Source organism: Jiella endophytica, assembly GCF_004519335.1.
In the GTDB taxonomy this organism is placed as follows: Bacteria; Pseudomonadota; Alphaproteobacteria; order Rhizobiales; family Rhizobiaceae; genus Jiella; species Jiella endophytica.
Window position 1 is genome coordinate 958,428 of record NZ_SOZD01000002.1, and the last position, 17,108, is coordinate 975,535.

Here is a 17,108-nt window from a genome sequence, read left to right on the forward strand (position 1 = left end):
CGATCGCTCGCGCTTCGCCTTTGCCTTCGCCCCGGCGATGTCCTATGTCGAAGGCATGCGAATCGGTTGAAGCGGCAAGAACCATGGCATCGACACGCGACAGCAACGACGCGCTGAAATTTCCGATCCTGATCGGCGACATCGGCGGGACGAACGCCCGGTTCGCCATCATCGTCGATGCCTATGCCGAGCCGAAGATGTTTCCCGTCGTGCAGACGGCGGATTTCGAGAATATCGACGAGGCGATCCAGGAAAGCGTCCTCGACAAGACTTCGCTGCAGCCGAAATCGGCGGTGCTGGCGGTTGCCGGCCCCATCGACGGCGACGAGATCGACCTCACCAACTGTCCGTGGATCGTCCGCCCGAAGCTGATGATCGAGAAGCTCGGCATTGCCGAGATCATCGTCCTCAACGACTTCGAGGCGCAGGCGCTGGCGATTTCCTCGCTGAAGGAGGACGCCCGCACGCAGATTGGCGGCGGCGTCATCCGCGAGGGCGCCAGCCGCGCAGTGCTCGGCCCGGGAACAGGCCTCGGCGTCGCCGGGCTCGTCCGGGCGCGCAACATGTGGATCCCGGTGGCGGGCGAAGGCGGCCACATCGACATGGGACCGCGCACCGAGCGCGACCTGCAGATCTGGCCGCATCTCCAGACCATCGAAGAGCGCATTTCGGGCGAGCAGATCCTCTGCGGCCGCGGCCTCGTCAATCTCTATCACGCGATCTGCGCCGTGAAGAGCGTCGAGCCGTCGCTGGAGACGCCCCAGGCGATCACCGAGGCGGCGATCAACCGGATGGACGCCGAGGCGGGCGAGGCGGTGGACCTCTTCGCCACCTATCTCGGCCGGATCGCCGGCGACATCGCCCTCGTCTTCATGGCCCGCGGCGGCGTCTTCATCGGCGGCGGCATCTTCCAGCGGCTCATTCCGGTCGTGAAGAAGGACCATGTCCGCGCCGCCTTCGAGGACAAGGCGCCGCACAGCGCGCTGATGCGGGAGATCCCGCTCTATGTGGTGACCGAGCCTCTGGCGGCGTTGGCCGGCCTTGCCACCTTCGCCCGCACGCCGCGCTTCTTCGGCCTCGAGACCACCGGTCGCCGCTGGGTCGGCTGATCGCACGCTACCGCGCCTGCGGTATTGCCAGAGGCCACCCGGCCCGCGGTTCTCGTGACGGTTTCGCCAACGCTCGCACGTCGGTGCGTTTGACGAGGCTGCGCCCTATCGGCGAGTGAGCCGCCGTGGCTTTGGACCGACGAAGAGCCTTCCGGCGCTTCTAATCCGGTATGATGACGGCAGCACATTTTGACGCCAACGCGCGAGGATGCGGGTAAATCCTTCCGCTAGACACAACAGGCTGATCGTCGACGGCCCTCAGTTCATGAAACGCCCGCACGCACGAGACTTCGATAGCTTCGCAACCCCGTGGACTTGCGGTCCGCATCTCCCGCGTTGTGCGGGGCGAATTCCGGCGCCCTGACAGTAAATGCAGAAAGGGCCCGGCGCATGGCGCCGGGCCCTTTCATCAAGTTTCTGCGTTGTCGCTGCTTCGATTAGAAGGAGCGGACGAAGCGCAGGAAGCCTGCGGTCTGGTCGACCGAGTTGCCGTCGAAGTCCGACACGGCAGTGTTGGTGCCGTCGAATTCAATGTTGGCGTAGGAGATTTCCGCCAGCATGTCGAAGTTCTTGGTGATCTCGTAGCCGACGTTGCCGACGAGCTTGTAGTAGTCACCCGAGCCGAGGTCCGCAATGGTCGGGCCCACGGCGGTCACACCGCTCAGGTCGAAGGTCTGGCCGTAGGCGCCCGACACGGCGACGCCCAGCTTGCCAAAGCTCTGCGAGTAGCCTGCACCGACCTGCCACTCGACCGGAAGATCCGTACCGGCAAGGGTGCCGATGAGGGTCGTTCCGAGGTCCGACGTGTTGAACAGCGAGATCGTCGAGTAGGAGGACGGATCGAAAGCGTACGAACCTTCGATGCGCAGCTCGGAGTCGGTGGCGATCAGGTCCTTGAGGCTCAGACCGCCCTTCAGAGCGAACGCACCATCGTCGCCGCCGGTGTCGAAGTCGTCGAGAATGAAGTCGCCCGGCAGACCCGTGTTCAGGAAGTAGCGGTCGCTGATGATGCCACCGGCCTGACGCTCGTCATACGAACCAGCGATGTAGACGCGGCCCCAGCCACCGGCATAGGCCAGGCGACCGACAACGTCCGGAGCCCAGTCGCCCGAAGCGTCGTCTTCGATCGACAGAGCGGCCGAGAAGCCGTCCGCGGCGTAGGTGTAGGAGATGCGGTTGGTCTGGAAGTCACCGACCGGGAGATCGGTATCCGTCAGAAGGCCGTCATCCTCGGTCCAGAGCGAGTCCAGGTAACCCATGGTGAGGCCACCGAGCTGGATGTAGCCCATGTCCATCGAGTAGGGCTGATCGGTGCCAGCACCGAAGGTGTTGGTCGCCTGGACGCGGGCGAAAGCACGCAAGGTGCCGAGCTCGGTCTCTTCACGGGCGTCGAAGTTCAGACGAACGCGAACCTGCGAGCTGACGAGGTAGGTGTCGTCCTCATCGTTGAACAGGTAGTTGACGTTGTCGTCGTCCTCGACCTTGCTGAAGGCGTTGATCTGGTAACGGACGTAGCCACCGATCGACAGGCAGGTCTCGGTGCCCGGGATGTAGTAGAAGCCGGTGCCGTAAACGTCGCACACCTTGACGTATTCTGCGGGTTCCGGCGCAACCGGAACGATGACGTCCGCAGCGCGGGCGCCGGAAACTGCGACGAGGGCCGCAGCGGAGCCGAGAAGAAGGCTCTTGATGTTCATGTCCTGACCTCCAGTCAATTTATAGGTTAGGGTTGGGCCTTGTATGAAGGACAGCCTTCCCTGCCCCATCCCCTCTGCGAAAGTCCGAAGCCGTTTGCCCCCGCTTTCTGATCGAGACAATATCCACCGGCGAATTTGATGCAATCGCATAACTGCCACACTCGGCTTGTTGGGACGCTTTGGACACACCCCTGTTGCGCCGATGCCACTTTTTCGTTCACCAGCCGGTAACCACACGCCCTAATCCGGGGTTTTCGGCCGTTTCGGCCGGCTTTCGCGCCGTTGGCGTGTCCTCTCGCTCCGACCTCAGGCGGTGATCGTCTCGGCACGCTTCCCACGAGGCTTGCGCCTGGCTTGACGAAGCCGATCGGCCGGACAGGCGCGCGGACAGTATCGCTGTCCGCAACCGCCGGATTGGACATGGATTTCGAAGTTCAGCCGGCCGCGAAACGGCGAATCAGATCCGGAACATCGGTGCGCCGAGATCGCGGAAATCGCGTTCACGGCATGTGAGCACGATCACCTGCAACTCCCGCGCGGCCTCGCGCAACACCTGGTGCATGCGCTCCAGCCGGATCTCGTCGGTGTTCACCAGCGCATCGTCGAGGATCACTGTCGCCGGGTGGCCGCCCTGCTTCAGCACCTGGGCGAGCGCCAGGCGCGTCACCACCGCCACCTGCTCGCGGGCACCCGCCGAGAGCCGCTCGAAGCGTTCCTCCACCCCGGCCCGCAGGAGCCCCTTCAGCTCGAGCGTCTCCTCGTCGAGATCGATGTCGCTTTCGGGGTGGATGAGTTTGAGGAACGGCGCGACGCGGGACTTGATCGGCCCCAGCCAATGCTCGCGGGCGGCCCGCTGGGCATTAAGCAGCGTCGTATAGAGGAGCCGTGCGGCGTCGGCCTCGAGCGAAGTCCGGCCACGACGACGTTCGAGATCGGCGACCCGCTCCTCGAGGAGCCGCACCGCCTCGCCGACGCCGCTGCCGCCCGCGACACGCACCTCGCCTTCGAGGCCGAGCGCCTCGTCGCGCAGCCGTTGCACGGTCTCGGAAATCTGCCGCAAAGTTTTTTCGGCGTCCCTGCGGCGAGCTTCCGCGATCTCCGGCCCGTCTTCCTTGCGCTCGCGCTCGCGCAGCAAGAGGCGGCCGCGTTTCGCCTCGCAGTCGTCGTCCGCCTCGGCAAGCCGCTCGACCAGCAAGGCCCGCGGCTGGGCCGATTCCGCCGCCGCGGCATCGGCCGCCAGCCGCTCCGCCCTCAGCCGGTGATGTTCGCGATCGCTCTCCGCGCCGACGCGGCGGAGCGTTGCCGCCTCGCTTTCGCGCCTCGCTGCGTCAAGTGCCCGGTCGGCTTCGCCAGCGCCGCGACGGGCAGTCTCCAGCGCGGCGACAAGCGTATCGGCATCGTCCCCGCCCTGATCCTCAGGCCCTTGCCCGGCTGCCGGTTCGGTCTCGCTCACGGCGACGAGCTTTGCGACCGCCGCCTCGGCGGCGCGAAGCCGCGCTCTCGCCGCATCGATCCCGTCGGGCACAAGGGCATCGCGGCGGGCAGAGAGCAGCTTCAGCTCGGCTTCGAGATCCTGGCGCTGGCTGAGAAGCCGCCGTGCGTCCGCCTCGCTTGAGGCGCCGCTGGCGCCGAGGAGCCTGGCGAGTCCCGCTTCGGCTTCCCGGAGCTCCGTTTCGAGATTTGCGGCGCCGCCGCCAGGCTCGATCGTCACCCTGCCGAAACCATCGAGCAGGTAACGGCTGGGCGAGATCACCCTGTGGCTCCGACCGCCAGCGACGATCGACCCGTCCGCCGCCCGGACCACCCCGCCCGTCTCCGGCTCGAAGGTCACCGCCGGGGCGGCGACCTGCAGCCGCACCTCGCAATCGCGCCGCTTGCGCTCGGCCTTGTCGATCGCGGCGAGCGCCCGCTGGTCGATGGCGATCGCGTCGCGCTTGGCCGAGACCGTGGCGATCTCGTCGTTCAGCTCACCCGCCCCGGCAACGATGGCGCGGAGCCGATCGCGCGCGACTTTCTCGCGTTCGAGATCGGCCCGGCGCCGATGCGCCTCGTGACGCTCCTCGGCCTCCTTCAGCGCAACGCGAGCGGTCCCATGCGCCCTTGTGGCGACGCTGACGGCCTCGCTGGCCGCGCGGGCCGCGGCGTCGATCTCGGCAAAATCCGTCGCCGCGGCCTCATAGGCCTTGCGCACCCCGGCGGCCTCCGCCACCAGTTCGCCGCGCCGGCGCAGCGCATCGGCGGCGCCCGCCCGTACCGCCTCTGCCTGCCTGAGGGCGGCATCCGCCGCCTGCCAGTCGCGGTCCCGCTCCTCGGCACGGCGGAGCGTCGCTTCGGCGGCGCGCAGCGCCTCGCCCGCCTTCTCGACGGTGCGCGCCTCGTCATAGCCCTTCAGCGAACGGCGCCGATCCTCCAGCCGCTTCAGCTTCTGATCGAGTTCTGCCTGGGCCGCCCGCTTTTCGGCAAGCTCGGCCCTTGCGGCCGCAAGCTCCTCGTCGATCGCCCTCAGCGGCGCATTGGCGCCGACCCGGCCGGTCGCGGTGAAGTGCGTGTCGTTGAGAGCCTTGGCGGCGCCGATCAGCGCCCGGCCACGCTCGCCGCCGAGAATGGTGCCGACTTCGCCTTCGAGAGAAGCCGTTACCGCGTCGCGGCCGGCGCCGATGTCGAGGCCGGTATTGGAACGCCCCTGCTCGACCCAGAGCAGGCCGAAGGCGCCCTGGTGCTCGGAGAGCTTGGAGTCGCCCCGGCCGGGATGGGTGAAGCCGAGGAGCTCGGCAAGCTTCTCCTCCACCGCGTCGCCGGAGACGGGCGCCGGCCAGGGCCCCTCCATCTCGGCGGCCGGTCGGGTGAGAAAACTCTTGGTCAGCCTGTAGTCGTTGCCGGACAGCGAGAAACCGACGGCCACCGTCGGCCGCCGTCCTTCGCCGCCATAGGGAAGGAAGGCTTCGACCGCCTCGCCGCGGCCGCGATATTTCTGGAAGAAGGCCGCCCGCAGCGCCTTCAGAAGCGTCGACTTGCCGGCCTCGTTGTCGCCGACGACGACGTTGAGGCCCGGGTCGAGCCCGTCGAGTTCGGCATCGGCGATGCTGGCAAATTCGCTGACGCGAAGCGATTTCAGATGCATGGCGTCCTCAGCGCTCCTGCGCGGTCAGCCGGCGATGCTCGACATAGGCCATCCGGATGGCGACTCGCGCCGCTTCGCTGTCGGGATCGGCGGGATTGTCCGCCCTGGCCCGCAACGTCTCGATCGCCGTGCGGACGAAACCGGCGACGTCGATGCGGTCGAGATCATCCTCGTCCGGCTCGTCGAAGAGATCATCGTCGCGGATGTCGAGATGAAAGAAGCGATCGCCCCAGTGACGGACGGTCTCTTCGAGCGACACGCGCTCGCGCAGCGGAAGGCTGCCGGACAGCGTCAGCTTCAAAAGCGTGCGTCCCGGATCGGCAAAGGAGGCGAGCACCGCCTCCAGCCCGCCGGCATCGCCGTCGAGGCGCTGGGTCCGCGCCGCCCAGGTATAATGCGCGACCGGAACACGCTCGATGCGCGGTGCTTCGCCGGGACCGTCGATCTCGACAATCGCCACATGGCCGGGCTCGTTCGAGGGATAGCGGTCCGGCTCAGGCGTTCCGGCATAGACCGTCCGTTCGGCGATCTCGACGTAGCCATGCCAGTCGCCGAGCGCCAGATAGTCGAGACGCGCCGTCGCGGCACGCTTTTCGGCGATCGGATTGCCGGCATCGGCCGCCTCGGGCAGCCGGTTCTCCAGCGCCCCATGGGCAAGACCGATCCGCACCGCGCCGGACGGCGTTTCGGCATGGTCGAACCATGAGGTGAGATCGGCGCCCTCGTGGCGGCGCGACAGTGGCGCCGGCAGCACCGCCAGCCGCCCGTCCAGAAGCAGGATCGGTTCGGGTTCGTCGGCGCCGAAGAGGTTGCCGTTTCCCCGCCGCGCCGCAAGCGCAGCAAACCGCGTCCAGACGCTGCCGGTGATGGCGGCGTCGTGATTGCCGGGCAGGAACACCCAGGGACCGGCGAAACCCGACATCTGGTCGAGCACGCGGTTGAGGTCGCGATCCTGAACGGTGTTATCGTCGAAGGCGTCGCCGGCGACCAGCACGGCATCGGCGCCGCGCTCGGCCGCCAGCGCTGCGATGCGGCCAACGGCGGCAAAGCGCGCCGAGCGAAGCTCGACGCCGCGCTCCTCGTCGAAGCTGCCGAAGGGCTTGCCGATCTGCCAGTCTGCCGTGTGGAGAAGCCTGATCATCGCATGCTCTGATCGAATCGCATCGTGTGAGCGAAATTGCGCGGCGGACGGTGCCTCCCGGTCGCAGTCGAGGCAAGTGCAGCCATCAGTCTTTTCAACGAGTTTTTGGCGCGGCGGGGTCATGCCGGCAAAGCTGCCGGCTTGACCCCTTAGCAGAGCTTCGCGCAAGTTCGCCGGCAATCATTGAAAGGGAGGAATGCCATGCCGGTCTATCAACTCGGCGAAGATCGCCCTCAGATCGGCGAGGACGTCTTCATCGCCCCGGGTGCGCAGGTCGTCGGCCGGGTGCGGCTCGGCAAGGGCGCCAGCGTCTGGTTTGGCGCGGTCGCGCGCGGGGACAACGAGTGGATCGAGATCGGCGAAGGCTCCAATATCCAAGACAACGCCGTGCTGCACAGCGACATGGGCTTTCCGCTGACTATCGGTGCCGGCTGCACCATCGGCCATGCGGCGATCGTCCATGGTTGCACGCTTGAAGAAAACGTCCTCGTCGGCATGGGGGCGACGGTGCTGAACGGCGCCCGCATCGGCAGGAATTCCATCGTCGGTGCCAATGCGCTCGTCACCGAGGGCAAGGAATTTCCCGAAAACTCGCTGATCGTCGGCGCACCGGCCAAGGCGGTGCGCAGCCTCGATGCCGAAGCGGCGGAAAAGCTGCGGGAATCGGCGCGTCATTATAGGAGGAACGGCCGGCGTTTTGCCGAGGGCCTGAAACGCATCGACGAAGACGGTCTCGTGTGACGGTACACAACGGTGCGACATCGCCCTTTTCCGACCCGGCGACGTAGCGTAAGACGCCTCACCTCGATCGAACCGCCTTGTCTGGCCCGATGGCCGGGCGCGCGAGCGCCGGAACCCGCCGATGCCTCTCTTTACCGAACTTGCCCGCTCGCTTCCTGCCACCATTCCCTTTGTCGGGCCGGAAGCGCTGGAGCGTCGCATGGGCTTGCGGTTCCGCGCCAGGCTCGGCGCCAATGAGAGCGTCTTCGGCCCCTCCCCAAATGTCGTCGAGGCGATGGCCCGGGCGGCGCGGGACAGCTGGGCCTATGGCGACCCCGAGCAGTACGAGTTGAAGGCGGCGATCGCCGCCCATCACGGTCTCGCCATGGAGACCATCGCGATCGGCGAGGGCATCGACGGGCTGCTCGGCCATCTCGTCCATCTCGCCGCCGATCCGGGCGATACCGTCGTCACCTCCTACGGCGCCTATCCGACCTTCAACTATCATGTCGCCGGCCATGGCGCGAAGCTCGACTTCGTCGCCTATCGCCATGACGACCACGAGGATCCCGACGAACTCATCGAGCGTGCAAAGGCGCTGAGGCCGAAGCTTCTCTATTTCGCCAATCCCGACAATCCGACCGGCAGCTGGCACGACGCCGTCGCCATCGAGCGGCTGATCAACGCTGTGCCCGAGGAGACGATCCTCGTCCTCGACGAGGCCTATTCGGACCTCGCGCCCGAAGGCGCGCTGCCCTCGATCGCGCTGATGCGGCCGAATCTTCTGCGGTTTCGCACCTTTTCCAAGGCCTATGGCATGGCCGGCGTGCGGGTCGCCTATGTCGTCGGGGATCCCGCCACGGTCGGCCAGTTCGACAAGGTGCGCAATCATTTCGGCGTCTCGCGCATCGCCCAGGCCGGCGCGGTCGCAGCCCTCGCCGATCAGGCCTATCTGATGGACGTCACGAGGCAGATCGTCGCCGCGCGGGACGAACTCGCAGCCATTGCGCGGCGCGCCAACATGACGCCACTGCCCTCGGCGACCAACTTCGTCGCGATCGATTGCGGCGGCGACGGCCACTATGCCCGCGCCCTCCTCGCCGCCGTCCTCAAACGCGGAGCCTTCATCCGCATGCCGGGGGTGGCGCCGCTCGACCGGATGATCCGCGTCTCGGTGGGGCGGCCAGACGATCTCGCGCTGTTCGAGGACGCGCTTGCCGGTGCCATCGACGAGGTCGGGCGGCCCTCGGCCTGAGCGCCGTGCAACGGGCCGCTCGGCGCAATGCTCGTCTCGGTCAGTGCAGCGTCAGCCACTCCCGCGCGGCGCGCAGCGCCCGGGCGATCTCGGCCTTCGACATCTCGCCAGCGACGTCTTGCCGCTGCGAGGCGGCGCCGTCGATGCCCTTGCGGTCGGCGAGGTTGAAATACATGTGAGCGGCAACGAGATCGACGGCGCCGTCGCGGCCGAGCGCGGCGCGCATGCCGAGTTCCATCAGAACCGCTCCATCGACGAAGGCGGCGCCGCTGACCGCGGCCCTGTCGAAAGCGGAAATATCGATATGTGCCATGATCCCTGTCCCGTTTATCGTTGTTCGTGGGATGGATGATCGCCGAGACGATTTGCGAGGCACTTAAAATTTGCGCTTAATTCGTCGTGAATGCCAGTTGCTGACGTTACGGTAAAGAAACTGCGATCCCAGGCAGGTGTGCCGGTTCAGGCTGCATTCATTCAATGAGCCTATCACTGTGGGCAACATCACATTTGAGGGAAGCAACTTCCCGAACGGCAGGCGAAGGGATAGTTCGTCGCCAGAGGCCGCGGGGGTCATCGTATCGCCACATCGCTGCGGTCAAGGCGCGATCCCGACGCTCGCCGAGGCGTGGCGCAAAAAGCTTCAGGTCTTCAAGGCTTTCCGGCCGAAGCACCGCAATACCCCGGGCAAACGAGGCCCGGTCCATCGATGTCGAAGAGGCTGCGACAGCCGCCCCTTCGAGCCAATGAAGGAAATGACGCAATGAAGTCCCTGATCCTCGCGAGCGCCCTGATTTTCGCTTCTGCCGTGCCGTCGCTTTCCGCCGATCCGATCCTCGGCAAGTGGCGTGCTCCGGGCGGCGGTGTCGTCAAGGTCAGCAGCTGCGGCGGCGGCTACTGCGCCACCGTCATCACCGGCGAGCACAAGGGCAAGTCGGTCGGCCGCATGTCCGGCAGCGCCGGCTCCTATAGCGGCGAGGTCACCGATCCCCGCGACGACCGGACCTATTCCGGCTCGGCTACCGTCAGCGCCACGCAGTTGAAGCTTACCGGCTGCGCCCTGAAGGTGTTCTGCAAGACCCAGATCTGGGTCCGGGTGTAGCCGGCCCGCACTCCAGGCAACGGGCGAGCGAAGCCTGGCTGGCTCAGCGCCCGTAATATTTCGGGCAGGCAGTGCCGCGACCTGGATCGACGGGCTGGCCTCCCCACTTAACGGCCAGTCGTTCGAAACGCTCGAAGATCTTGTCGCTTTTCGTGAAGGTGCGGACATCCCGGATATAGGGCCTCAGACTGACGTAGTCCGTCAGCAGCGCCGTCCGGAACCAGTCGCGATAGAAGTCTTCGTCGAGAATGTCGAATTCGATGCCGACCGCAATCAGCTCGTAGTCGTTGATGATCGTACGGACGTGCTCACGCAGGTCCGACGGGGGCTTGCCAGCCAGGAACCCGTCGAATCCCCGATTGTCCCGCTGTTCGTTGAACTTCGTCTTGGCGAGGGAAAAGCCCGGGTCAGATTCTCTCGCGGCGATGAGATCGAGCGTGGCCTTCTGGCGCTGAAGCGTTCGGTTGTGGCGGGAGGTGTGGCGAAAGATCAGCCAGGCAATGATCGCAGAAACCGTCGCCGAAATCAAAACAGCCAGTGGTGCGAGCCACTGGCTGTTTTGATTTCCCCGAAGGGCCTCGATCAGTTCCGGTGAGGCGGTGAACTCAGCCACCGAACCCCTCGATGATGTTGCGCAACATTCTCGATCCTCCGTACCGGCCGGGCGGCTGTCCGCGCTGACCCTAAATCTAGACGCTGATCCGTAGCGAAATCCTTTATCACTGTAAAGAAGACCGCGCCTTGCGCGCGATTTCACCACGGAACTCTTCGAGCTATATGGAAATGCCAGTCCGCAGCTCAAGGGTCGCTCGCTCCCGATCATGCCGCCGCCGCCTGACATAGAAATGACTTGGCAGACACACGCGAAATCGCTTACGTTTACGTAAGAAGCAAAGGAGCGCCCGGAGGGCGCCGGATGGGAGGACAGACCATGATGAAATTCGCCGCGATCGCTGCCGCAGCCATGTTCCTTGGCGGCGTGTCCGCCGCCTCGGCGGCCCCCGCCCCGATCGTCGGGAACTGGACGACGGCCAGCGGCGAAACCGCCAAGATCGCCGCATGCGGCGGCGCCTATTGCACGACGATCGTGACCGGCAAGCACAAGGGCAAGCGGATCGGCCAGATGAGCGGCTCGGGCGCCAACTATTCCGGCGAGATCACCGACCCGAACAACGGCAAGACCTATGAGGGCACCGCCAAGGTCAGCGGCAACTCCCTGCGGCTTACCGGCTGCGCCCTGAAGATCTTCTGCCGCTCGCAGACCTGGACGCGCAAATAGCCCATTGCTTCATCGCGTGATCGGCGGGGGCGACCGATCCGCGGCGACGACGCCGGCGCCGTTCCTTGCCGAACGGTGCCGGCGGACGGTCGGCTGCGCGGTGCGGGCCGGCGCCGCGCTCTAGCAATTGCCGCCACGATCCGTTATAGGCGGCCCAGCGTTCGGGCGGTCTCACGTTCCGGCGCATTCACGGCCCGTGCTGGACGACATCCCGGCAAAGGGCGACCCGACCCCGAACAAAATACCAAGAAAGGGTATCGCGATGTCGATCACCGCAGAGCGCAAGGCTGCGCTCCTGACCGAATATGCGACGAAGGAAGGCGACACCGGTTCGCCCGAGGTGCAGGTCGCGATCCTCACCGAACGGATCAACAACCTGACCGATCACTTCAAGTCGCACAAGAAGGACAACCATTCGCGCCGCGGCCTTCTCAAGATGGTCTCGCAGCGCCGGCGCCTTCTCGACTATCTGAAGTCGCGCGAGGAAGCCCGCTACCAGACGCTCATCGAGCGTCTCGGCCTGCGTCGCTGACGCTTCTTCCGGCGGGCCCTCGACCGGATTAGTCCCCGGGGGCCCGCCGGCTCATCCGCGCGGTCGACCGAAAGGCCCGATCGCGCCGAAGACAAATGACCGGCCGCCCGTGCGGCCGCCGCCTGACCCGGAATGCCCGCGTCTTTGAACACGAGGACCGACGGGTTCCGGCCATGGAACGCTCACGGGGCAGGATTGCCGGACGCTTCCGGAATGGCCCTTTCGGCCTGGCGCGAGTGATGCGCCGTGCGAAGCCTCCCGCCGTCTTGCCCGTGGCGCGTTTTGAAGAACGACACAACGCGATAGTCCGCGCCGCCCGCCTCTTGCGGCCAAGCGTGGACACGAAAGGCAACAGACAATGTTCAAGACCCACAAGGTGGAAATCGACTGGGCGGGCCGTCCGCTCACCCTCGAGACCGGCAAGATCGCCCGCCAGGCCGACGGCGCCGTGCTCGCGACCTATGGCGAGACCTGCGTTCTCGCGACCGTCGTCTCCGAGAAGCAGCCGAAGGCCGGCTTCGACTTCTTCCCGCTGACTGTCAACTACCAGGAAAAGACCTTCGCGGCCGGCAAGATCCCCGGTGGCTTCTTCAAGCGCGAGGGGCGCCCCAGCGAGAAGGAGGTGCTGACCTCCCGCCTGATCGACCGTCCGATCCGCCCGCTGTTTGCCGATGGCTACAAGAACGACACCCAGGTCGTCCTGACCGTCCTGCAGCATGACCTCGAGAACGATCCGGACATCGTCGCGATGGTCGCGGCTTCCGCCGCCCTGACGCTCTCCGGCGTTCCATTCATGGGCCCGATCGGCGCTGCCCGCGTCGGCTATATCGGCGGCGAGTACAAGCTCAACCCGCATGTCGACGAGATGGCCGAGTCGGCGCTCGACCTGGTGGTTGCCGGCACCGACGCCGCCGTGCTGATGGTCGAGTCGGAAGCCTCCGAGCTCTCCGAAGAGGTCATGCTCGGCGCCGTCATGCACGGCCACAAGGGCTTCCAGCCGGTGATCGACGCGATCATCAAGCTCGCCGAGGTCGCCGCCAAGGAGCCGCGCGAGCATGTCACGCCGGACCATTCCGAGCTCGAGGGCGAGATGCTCAAGCTCGCCGAGAGCGAGCTGCGCGAGGCCTACAAGAACACTGACAAGATGGCCCGCTACGCCGCCGTCGACGCGGTGAAGAAGACCGTCACGGCGCACTTTCTGCCCGAGGGCGCCGAGGAGACGAAGTACAGCAAGGAAGAGGTCGGCGCGGTCTTCAAGGAGCTGCAGGCGAAGATCGTCCGCTGGAACATCCTCGACACCTCCTCGCGCATCGACGGGCGCTCGCTCGACACCGTCCGCCCGATCGTCTCGGAAGTCGGCGTCCTGCCGCGCACCCACGGCTCGGCCCTGTTCACCCGCGGTGAGACCCAGGCCCTCGTCGTCGCGACGCTCGGCACCGGCGAGGACGAGCAGTTCATCGACGCCCTGACCGGGACCTACAAGGAGAACTTCCTCCTTCACTACAACTTCCCGCCCTACTCGGTCGGCGAGACCGGCCGCATGGGCTCGCCCGGCCGCCGCGAGATCGGCCACGGCAAGCTCGCCTGGCGGGCGCTCCACCCGCTGCTGCCGGCGCCCGAGCAGTTCCCCTACACGCTGCGCGTCGTCTCGGAGATCACCGAGTCGAACGGTTCGTCCTCGATGGCGACGGTCTGCGGCACCTCGCTGGCGCTGATGGATGCGGGCGTTCCGCTGAAGAGCCCGGTCGCCGGCATCGCCATGGGCCTCATCAAGGAAGGCGAGCGCTTCGCCGTCCTCTCCGACATTCTCGGCGACGAAGATCATCTCGGCGACATGGACTTCAAGGTCGCCGGCACCGCGACGGGCATCACCTCGCTGCAGATGGACATCAAGATCCAGGGCATCACCGAGGAGATCATGCAGATCGCCCTCGGCCAGGCCAAGGGCGGCCGTGAGCATATCCTCGGCGAAATGGCCAAGGCCATCTCCGAAGGCCGCGCCGAGCTCGGCGAGTTCGCCCCGCGCATCGAGGTCATGCAGATCCCCACCGACAAGATCCGCGACGTGATCGGCTCCGGCGGCAAGGTGATCCGCGAGATCGTCGAGAAGACCGGCGCCAAGATCAACATCGACGACGACGGCACGATCAAGATCGCGTCGGCCTCGGGCAAGGAGATCGAGGCGGCCAAGAAGTGGATCCACTCGATCGTCGCCGAGCCGGAAGTCGGCGAGATCTACGAGGGCACGGTGGTGAAGACCGTGGAATTCGGCGCCTTCGTCAACTTCTTCGGCTCGCGTGACGGCCTCGTCCACATCTCCCAGCTCGGCGCCGGCCGCGTTGCCAAGACGACCGACGTCGTCAAGGAAGGCGACAAGGTCTGGGTCAAGCTCATGGGCTTCGACGAGCGCGGCAAGGTCCGCCTGTCGATGAAGGTCGTCGACCAGACGACCGGCGAAGAGGTCAAGAAGGAAGACGCCGAAGAGGCGTAAGGCGGACCACCCTTCGAGGTGAAAGCCTCATCGGACATGACAGCGCGCTCGGGGAAACCCGGGCGCGTTTTCGTATGGGGCCACTGTGATTCCGGCATTGTCCGCTACGGAAGGCCTTGCCACGACCGCAACCAGACTGCCCGCCTGGGTTGATAGAACGACATTTTCTCGGCAGACTTCCAAGATCGCTGACCTTGAGCGCTCAACCAGACGAGAGCCGGATGTGGAAGTCGCTGACCTTGGTTCTCGCTTTTTTGGCTGCGACGCCTTTGCAGGCAGCCGACATCAAGGTCACCGGCAAGGCTCAGGTCGGCTACGGGAACAACGATGTGGTTGCCTTGTCAGGCATCATCGTCGCCGGAGACGCTGCGCGGTTGGACGCGTTTTTGCGTGAGCGACAAAGCGGTAACCCCAGTCTCTCGAGAGTCGGACGCGTCACCCTCTCAGGCGATCACGGCGATTTCGCCGAAGCCGTCCGGATTGCCAGACTGCTTCGCGAAAACTACGTCCAGAGTGTTGTCATGCCGGGTACTTTCTGCGCAGACGCCTGCGCCGTTGCCTTCATGGGTGGTTCAGGAGGGCCATTCGAAGACACGACGGTCATCAATCCTGCAAGATGCCTGCAGCCTGGAGGCCAAGTCGTATTCAGCTTGCCATCATTCTCAGAGGAGCTGCAACGGCAGACCGGACAGGCCGGACGGCCATTGCTGCGTCAGACGCGGCAGGAGGCGTTCCAGTTCGTCGTCGAACTGTTGCGGCTTGCGCGCGAGCATCAGTGGCCGGAGCCGCTGGTCGACCGGATTCTTGACGGGGGTATTGGCCAAGAAACACTCGTCTCGGCCGGCCATGATCCTTTGCAATTGCTCAAACCGGCCGGTGACGACGGCCAATCAAACTGGGGCGCTCCAATCGATTTCGGAAACCCGTGCCCCGCTCCTTTGTGGAATTGAACCGAGGAGAGTGCAGCATGGTGCGGCGGACACGACGGAAATCCGTGAAGTGGATAATCTCCGTTTTGCTGCTCTCCGCGATGCCTGCGGTCGGTGCCGAGTTGACGATCGCAACCGACGTTCCTGGCCCGAATGACGGGTGCGGGTCTCCCGTTACGGTTGCCCTGAAAGGCCAGATTGCGAAGGGCGACGTCGATCGCCTGCAGCAGATGCTTTCCGGACATCTTCCAGCGAAGCAAAGCGACCGTCATCCGGGGGTAACGGCACGACTGACCCTCGATAGCCCCGGCGGCAACCTGCTGGAGGGGATCAGGCTCGCGAATTTCGTCCATGACAACGCCATCCGCACCCATGTAGGCGCCGGTGCATCCTGCCTTTCCGCTTGCTCGCTTGTTTTCATGGGCGGAGCTACCGTCACCCCGGAAGGAAAACTCCAGTCACTGCGGGAGCTCTCACCCGGCGGTCGGCTCGGCTTTCACGCCCCCGCCCTTCCAGACGATGCTCTGGATCGGATTGATGCGGACGAGTTCGAGCGGCTGATGGTGAATGCGGCTCGCGAATTCCTCGGCTTGCTGAGGGAGCACAACTGGGCGCAGTCGCTTGTCGAGGCAAGTCTGTCGAGGACGGCGCCGGGCGAGTTTGTCGAGATCGACACGGTGGATGATGCCGGACGATGGCGCATTGGCGTGACGAATAAACGGCGACTGCGTGTAATGCCGGGGAAATCTCTTCTTGAATACTACGGCGATGACAGCAGATGGTTGGGAAATAAAGCCTTTTGCTATAACACCGAGCGGTGGGTCGCAGATCGTGCAGCTACTGATGTCAACGGTAGCATGAGTGACTATGCTATCGAACTCATGAATTCGAGGCTACCGGATCTGCGTACCGCTATTCGCGCGAAAAACTCTCGCTTCGCGCGCACCTCGATCGATCGCTACAGAGAGTTCGTTCTACAGTATCAACCATCTGACGGTTATGACATTACCTGTCATGATAGTACGGATAGCGAAGGCCGTATCGACGCGGCGTTTTGGCCGGGTGATGGCGTCGAAAATCGTTCAGCTCTCCCCAACATCGACAATCAGGGCGTCGCTCTCATTCCCGTCGACCGTATCCGCGCATGGCATGCCCTTCCACCAGACACGCCGATTGCGCGCGTAGAGGAAGCCATCGCCGAAACCGGTATCTTCCGGACGGTCGGGCCGGAAGATGACACGGCTCCCTTTGTCGTCGAAAGCAAGACGTCCACCTGGAATCACAACGGATCTCGGATGGAACTGCGACAGGAGCGACTTCAGAGTGGTACCACCCACGTGACGATAAGCTACTCGCAACCGAAGGACACGCTCATCCGGCTCGGTTTTGAATCCGGCCGCCTTCTATTCGAGGGCTATTCCGATAGTGGCGTGTTGAGCGGCCGAGCCCATGTCTTCCGCCGCGGCTGCGATCCCATCGCCTACGGAGTGACAGGCTCATTCGATCCGAAAGGGAGCAGCTTTCGCCTCACGGGCGCGGCACCCGATCAGTCCGGCGATCGATGCCATCCATCCGGAATGACCTTTGACAGCAGTGCGGCGAACCTCCTCTTCGATCAACAGGGGATCTCAGAGTACGAGCGGACTGGGCAGACGCAGAAGGTTGTTCTTGCCTGCCCGGCCGCCAACTGATCACATTGCCTCGCACTGCAGCATCATCGCTTTGCGCATCCTGC

14 protein-coding genes are annotated in these 17,108 nt (G+C 65.1%); 9 read left to right on the top strand and 5 right to left on the bottom strand.

All coding sequences use genetic code 11. The features are described from left to right. Nucleotides 1-83: 83 nt before the first annotated feature. Nucleotides 84-1,109 carry a glucokinase gene (locus E3C22_RS09460; protein ID WP_134761729.1) on the top strand — a complete coding sequence of 342 codons (1,026 nt, stop codon included), beginning with the start codon at nt 84-86 and terminating at the stop codon, nt 1,107-1,109. A gap of 437 nt (nt 1,110-1,546) precedes the next feature. On the opposite strand, the gene E3C22_RS09465 is transcribed toward E3C22_RS09460, so the two are convergent. From E3C22_RS09465 to E3C22_RS09475, 3 genes are all read right to left on the bottom strand, one after another. Further along, nucleotides 1,547-2,806, bottom strand: a complete 1,260-nt coding sequence (locus E3C22_RS09465; protein WP_134761730.1) for a porin — start codon at nt 2,804-2,806, stop codon at nt 1,547-1,549. A 457-nt stretch (nt 2,807-3,263) separates the two neighbouring features. Next, nucleotides 3,264-5,927, bottom strand: a complete 2,664-nt coding sequence (locus E3C22_RS09470; protein WP_134761731.1) for an AAA family ATPase — start codon at nt 5,925-5,927, stop codon at nt 3,264-3,266. A gap of 7 nt (nt 5,928-5,934) precedes the next feature. Beyond that, entirely contained in the window at nt 5,935-7,068 is a 1,134-nt protein-coding gene (locus tag E3C22_RS09475) for a metallophosphoesterase family protein (RefSeq protein ID WP_134761732.1), read from the bottom strand. Between the two features lie 201 nt (nt 7,069-7,269). On the opposite strand from E3C22_RS09475, the gene E3C22_RS09480 reads away from it, so the two are divergent. Together E3C22_RS09480 and E3C22_RS09485 are read left to right on the top strand one after the other, a co-directional pair. Further along, on the top strand, nt 7,270-7,809 hold the full coding sequence (locus E3C22_RS09480; protein WP_134761733.1) for a gamma carbonic anhydrase family protein: 540 nt from the start codon (nt 7,270-7,272) through the stop codon (nt 7,807-7,809). A 121-nt stretch (nt 7,810-7,930) separates the two neighbouring features. Continuing rightward, nucleotides 7,931-9,043: a pyridoxal phosphate-dependent aminotransferase gene (locus E3C22_RS09485; protein WP_134761734.1), complete on the top strand. Its 1,113-nt coding sequence runs from the start codon at nt 7,931-7,933 to the stop codon at nt 9,041-9,043. 40 nt (nt 9,044-9,083) lie between these two features. Here the strand turns inward: E3C22_RS09485 and E3C22_RS09490 are convergent, their stop codons facing one another. After that, nucleotides 9,084-9,356: a hypothetical protein gene (locus tag E3C22_RS09490; protein WP_134761735.1), complete on the bottom strand. Its 273-nt coding sequence runs from the start codon at nt 9,354-9,356 to the stop codon at nt 9,084-9,086. A 447-nt stretch (nt 9,357-9,803) separates the two neighbouring features. Between E3C22_RS09490 and E3C22_RS09495 the strand changes: the two genes are divergently transcribed. Further along, nucleotides 9,804-10,142 (top strand): DUF2147 domain-containing protein, encoded by a 339-nt coding sequence (locus E3C22_RS09495; protein ID WP_134761736.1) that lies wholly within the window; start codon nt 9,804-9,806, stop codon nt 10,140-10,142. Nucleotides 10,143-10,185: 43 nt separating this feature from the next. Here E3C22_RS09495 and E3C22_RS09500 read toward each other — a convergent pair whose 3' ends face one another. Then, entirely contained in the window at nt 10,186-10,755 is a 570-nt protein-coding gene (locus E3C22_RS09500; RefSeq protein WP_167591706.1) for a DUF4760 domain-containing protein, read from the bottom strand. 318 nt (nt 10,756-11,073) lie between these two features. Between E3C22_RS09500 and E3C22_RS09505 the strand changes: the two genes are divergently transcribed. The 5 genes from E3C22_RS09505 to E3C22_RS09525 all read left to right on the top strand — a co-directional run bounded on the left by E3C22_RS09505 (nt 11,074) and on the right by E3C22_RS09525 (nt 17,064). Next, complete coding sequence (locus E3C22_RS09505; RefSeq protein ID WP_134761738.1) at nt 11,074-11,421, top strand: DUF2147 domain-containing protein; 348 nt, start codon at nt 11,074-11,076, stop codon at nt 11,419-11,421. Nucleotides 11,422-11,683: 262 nt separating this feature from the next. Continuing rightward, nucleotides 11,684-11,953, top strand: a complete 270-nt coding sequence (gene rpsO / locus E3C22_RS09510; RefSeq protein ID WP_134761739.1) for a 30S ribosomal protein S15 — start codon at nt 11,684-11,686, stop codon at nt 11,951-11,953. Nucleotides 11,954-12,311: 358 nt separating this feature from the next. After that, nucleotides 12,312-14,444: a polyribonucleotide nucleotidyltransferase gene (gene pnp, locus E3C22_RS09515; protein WP_134761740.1), complete on the top strand. Its 2,133-nt coding sequence runs from the start codon at nt 12,312-12,314 to the stop codon at nt 14,442-14,444. A gap of 221 nt (nt 14,445-14,665) precedes the next feature. Continuing rightward, nucleotides 14,666-15,394, top strand: a complete 729-nt coding sequence (locus tag E3C22_RS09520) for a hypothetical protein (protein WP_134761741.1) — start codon at nt 14,666-14,668, stop codon at nt 15,392-15,394. Nucleotides 15,395-15,411: 17 nt separating this feature from the next. Beyond that, nucleotides 15,412-17,064, top strand: a complete 1,653-nt coding sequence (locus E3C22_RS09525) for a COG3904 family protein (protein ID WP_134761742.1) — start codon at nt 15,412-15,414, stop codon at nt 17,062-17,064. The last annotated feature ends 44 nt before the right edge of the window (nt 17,065-17,108 follow it).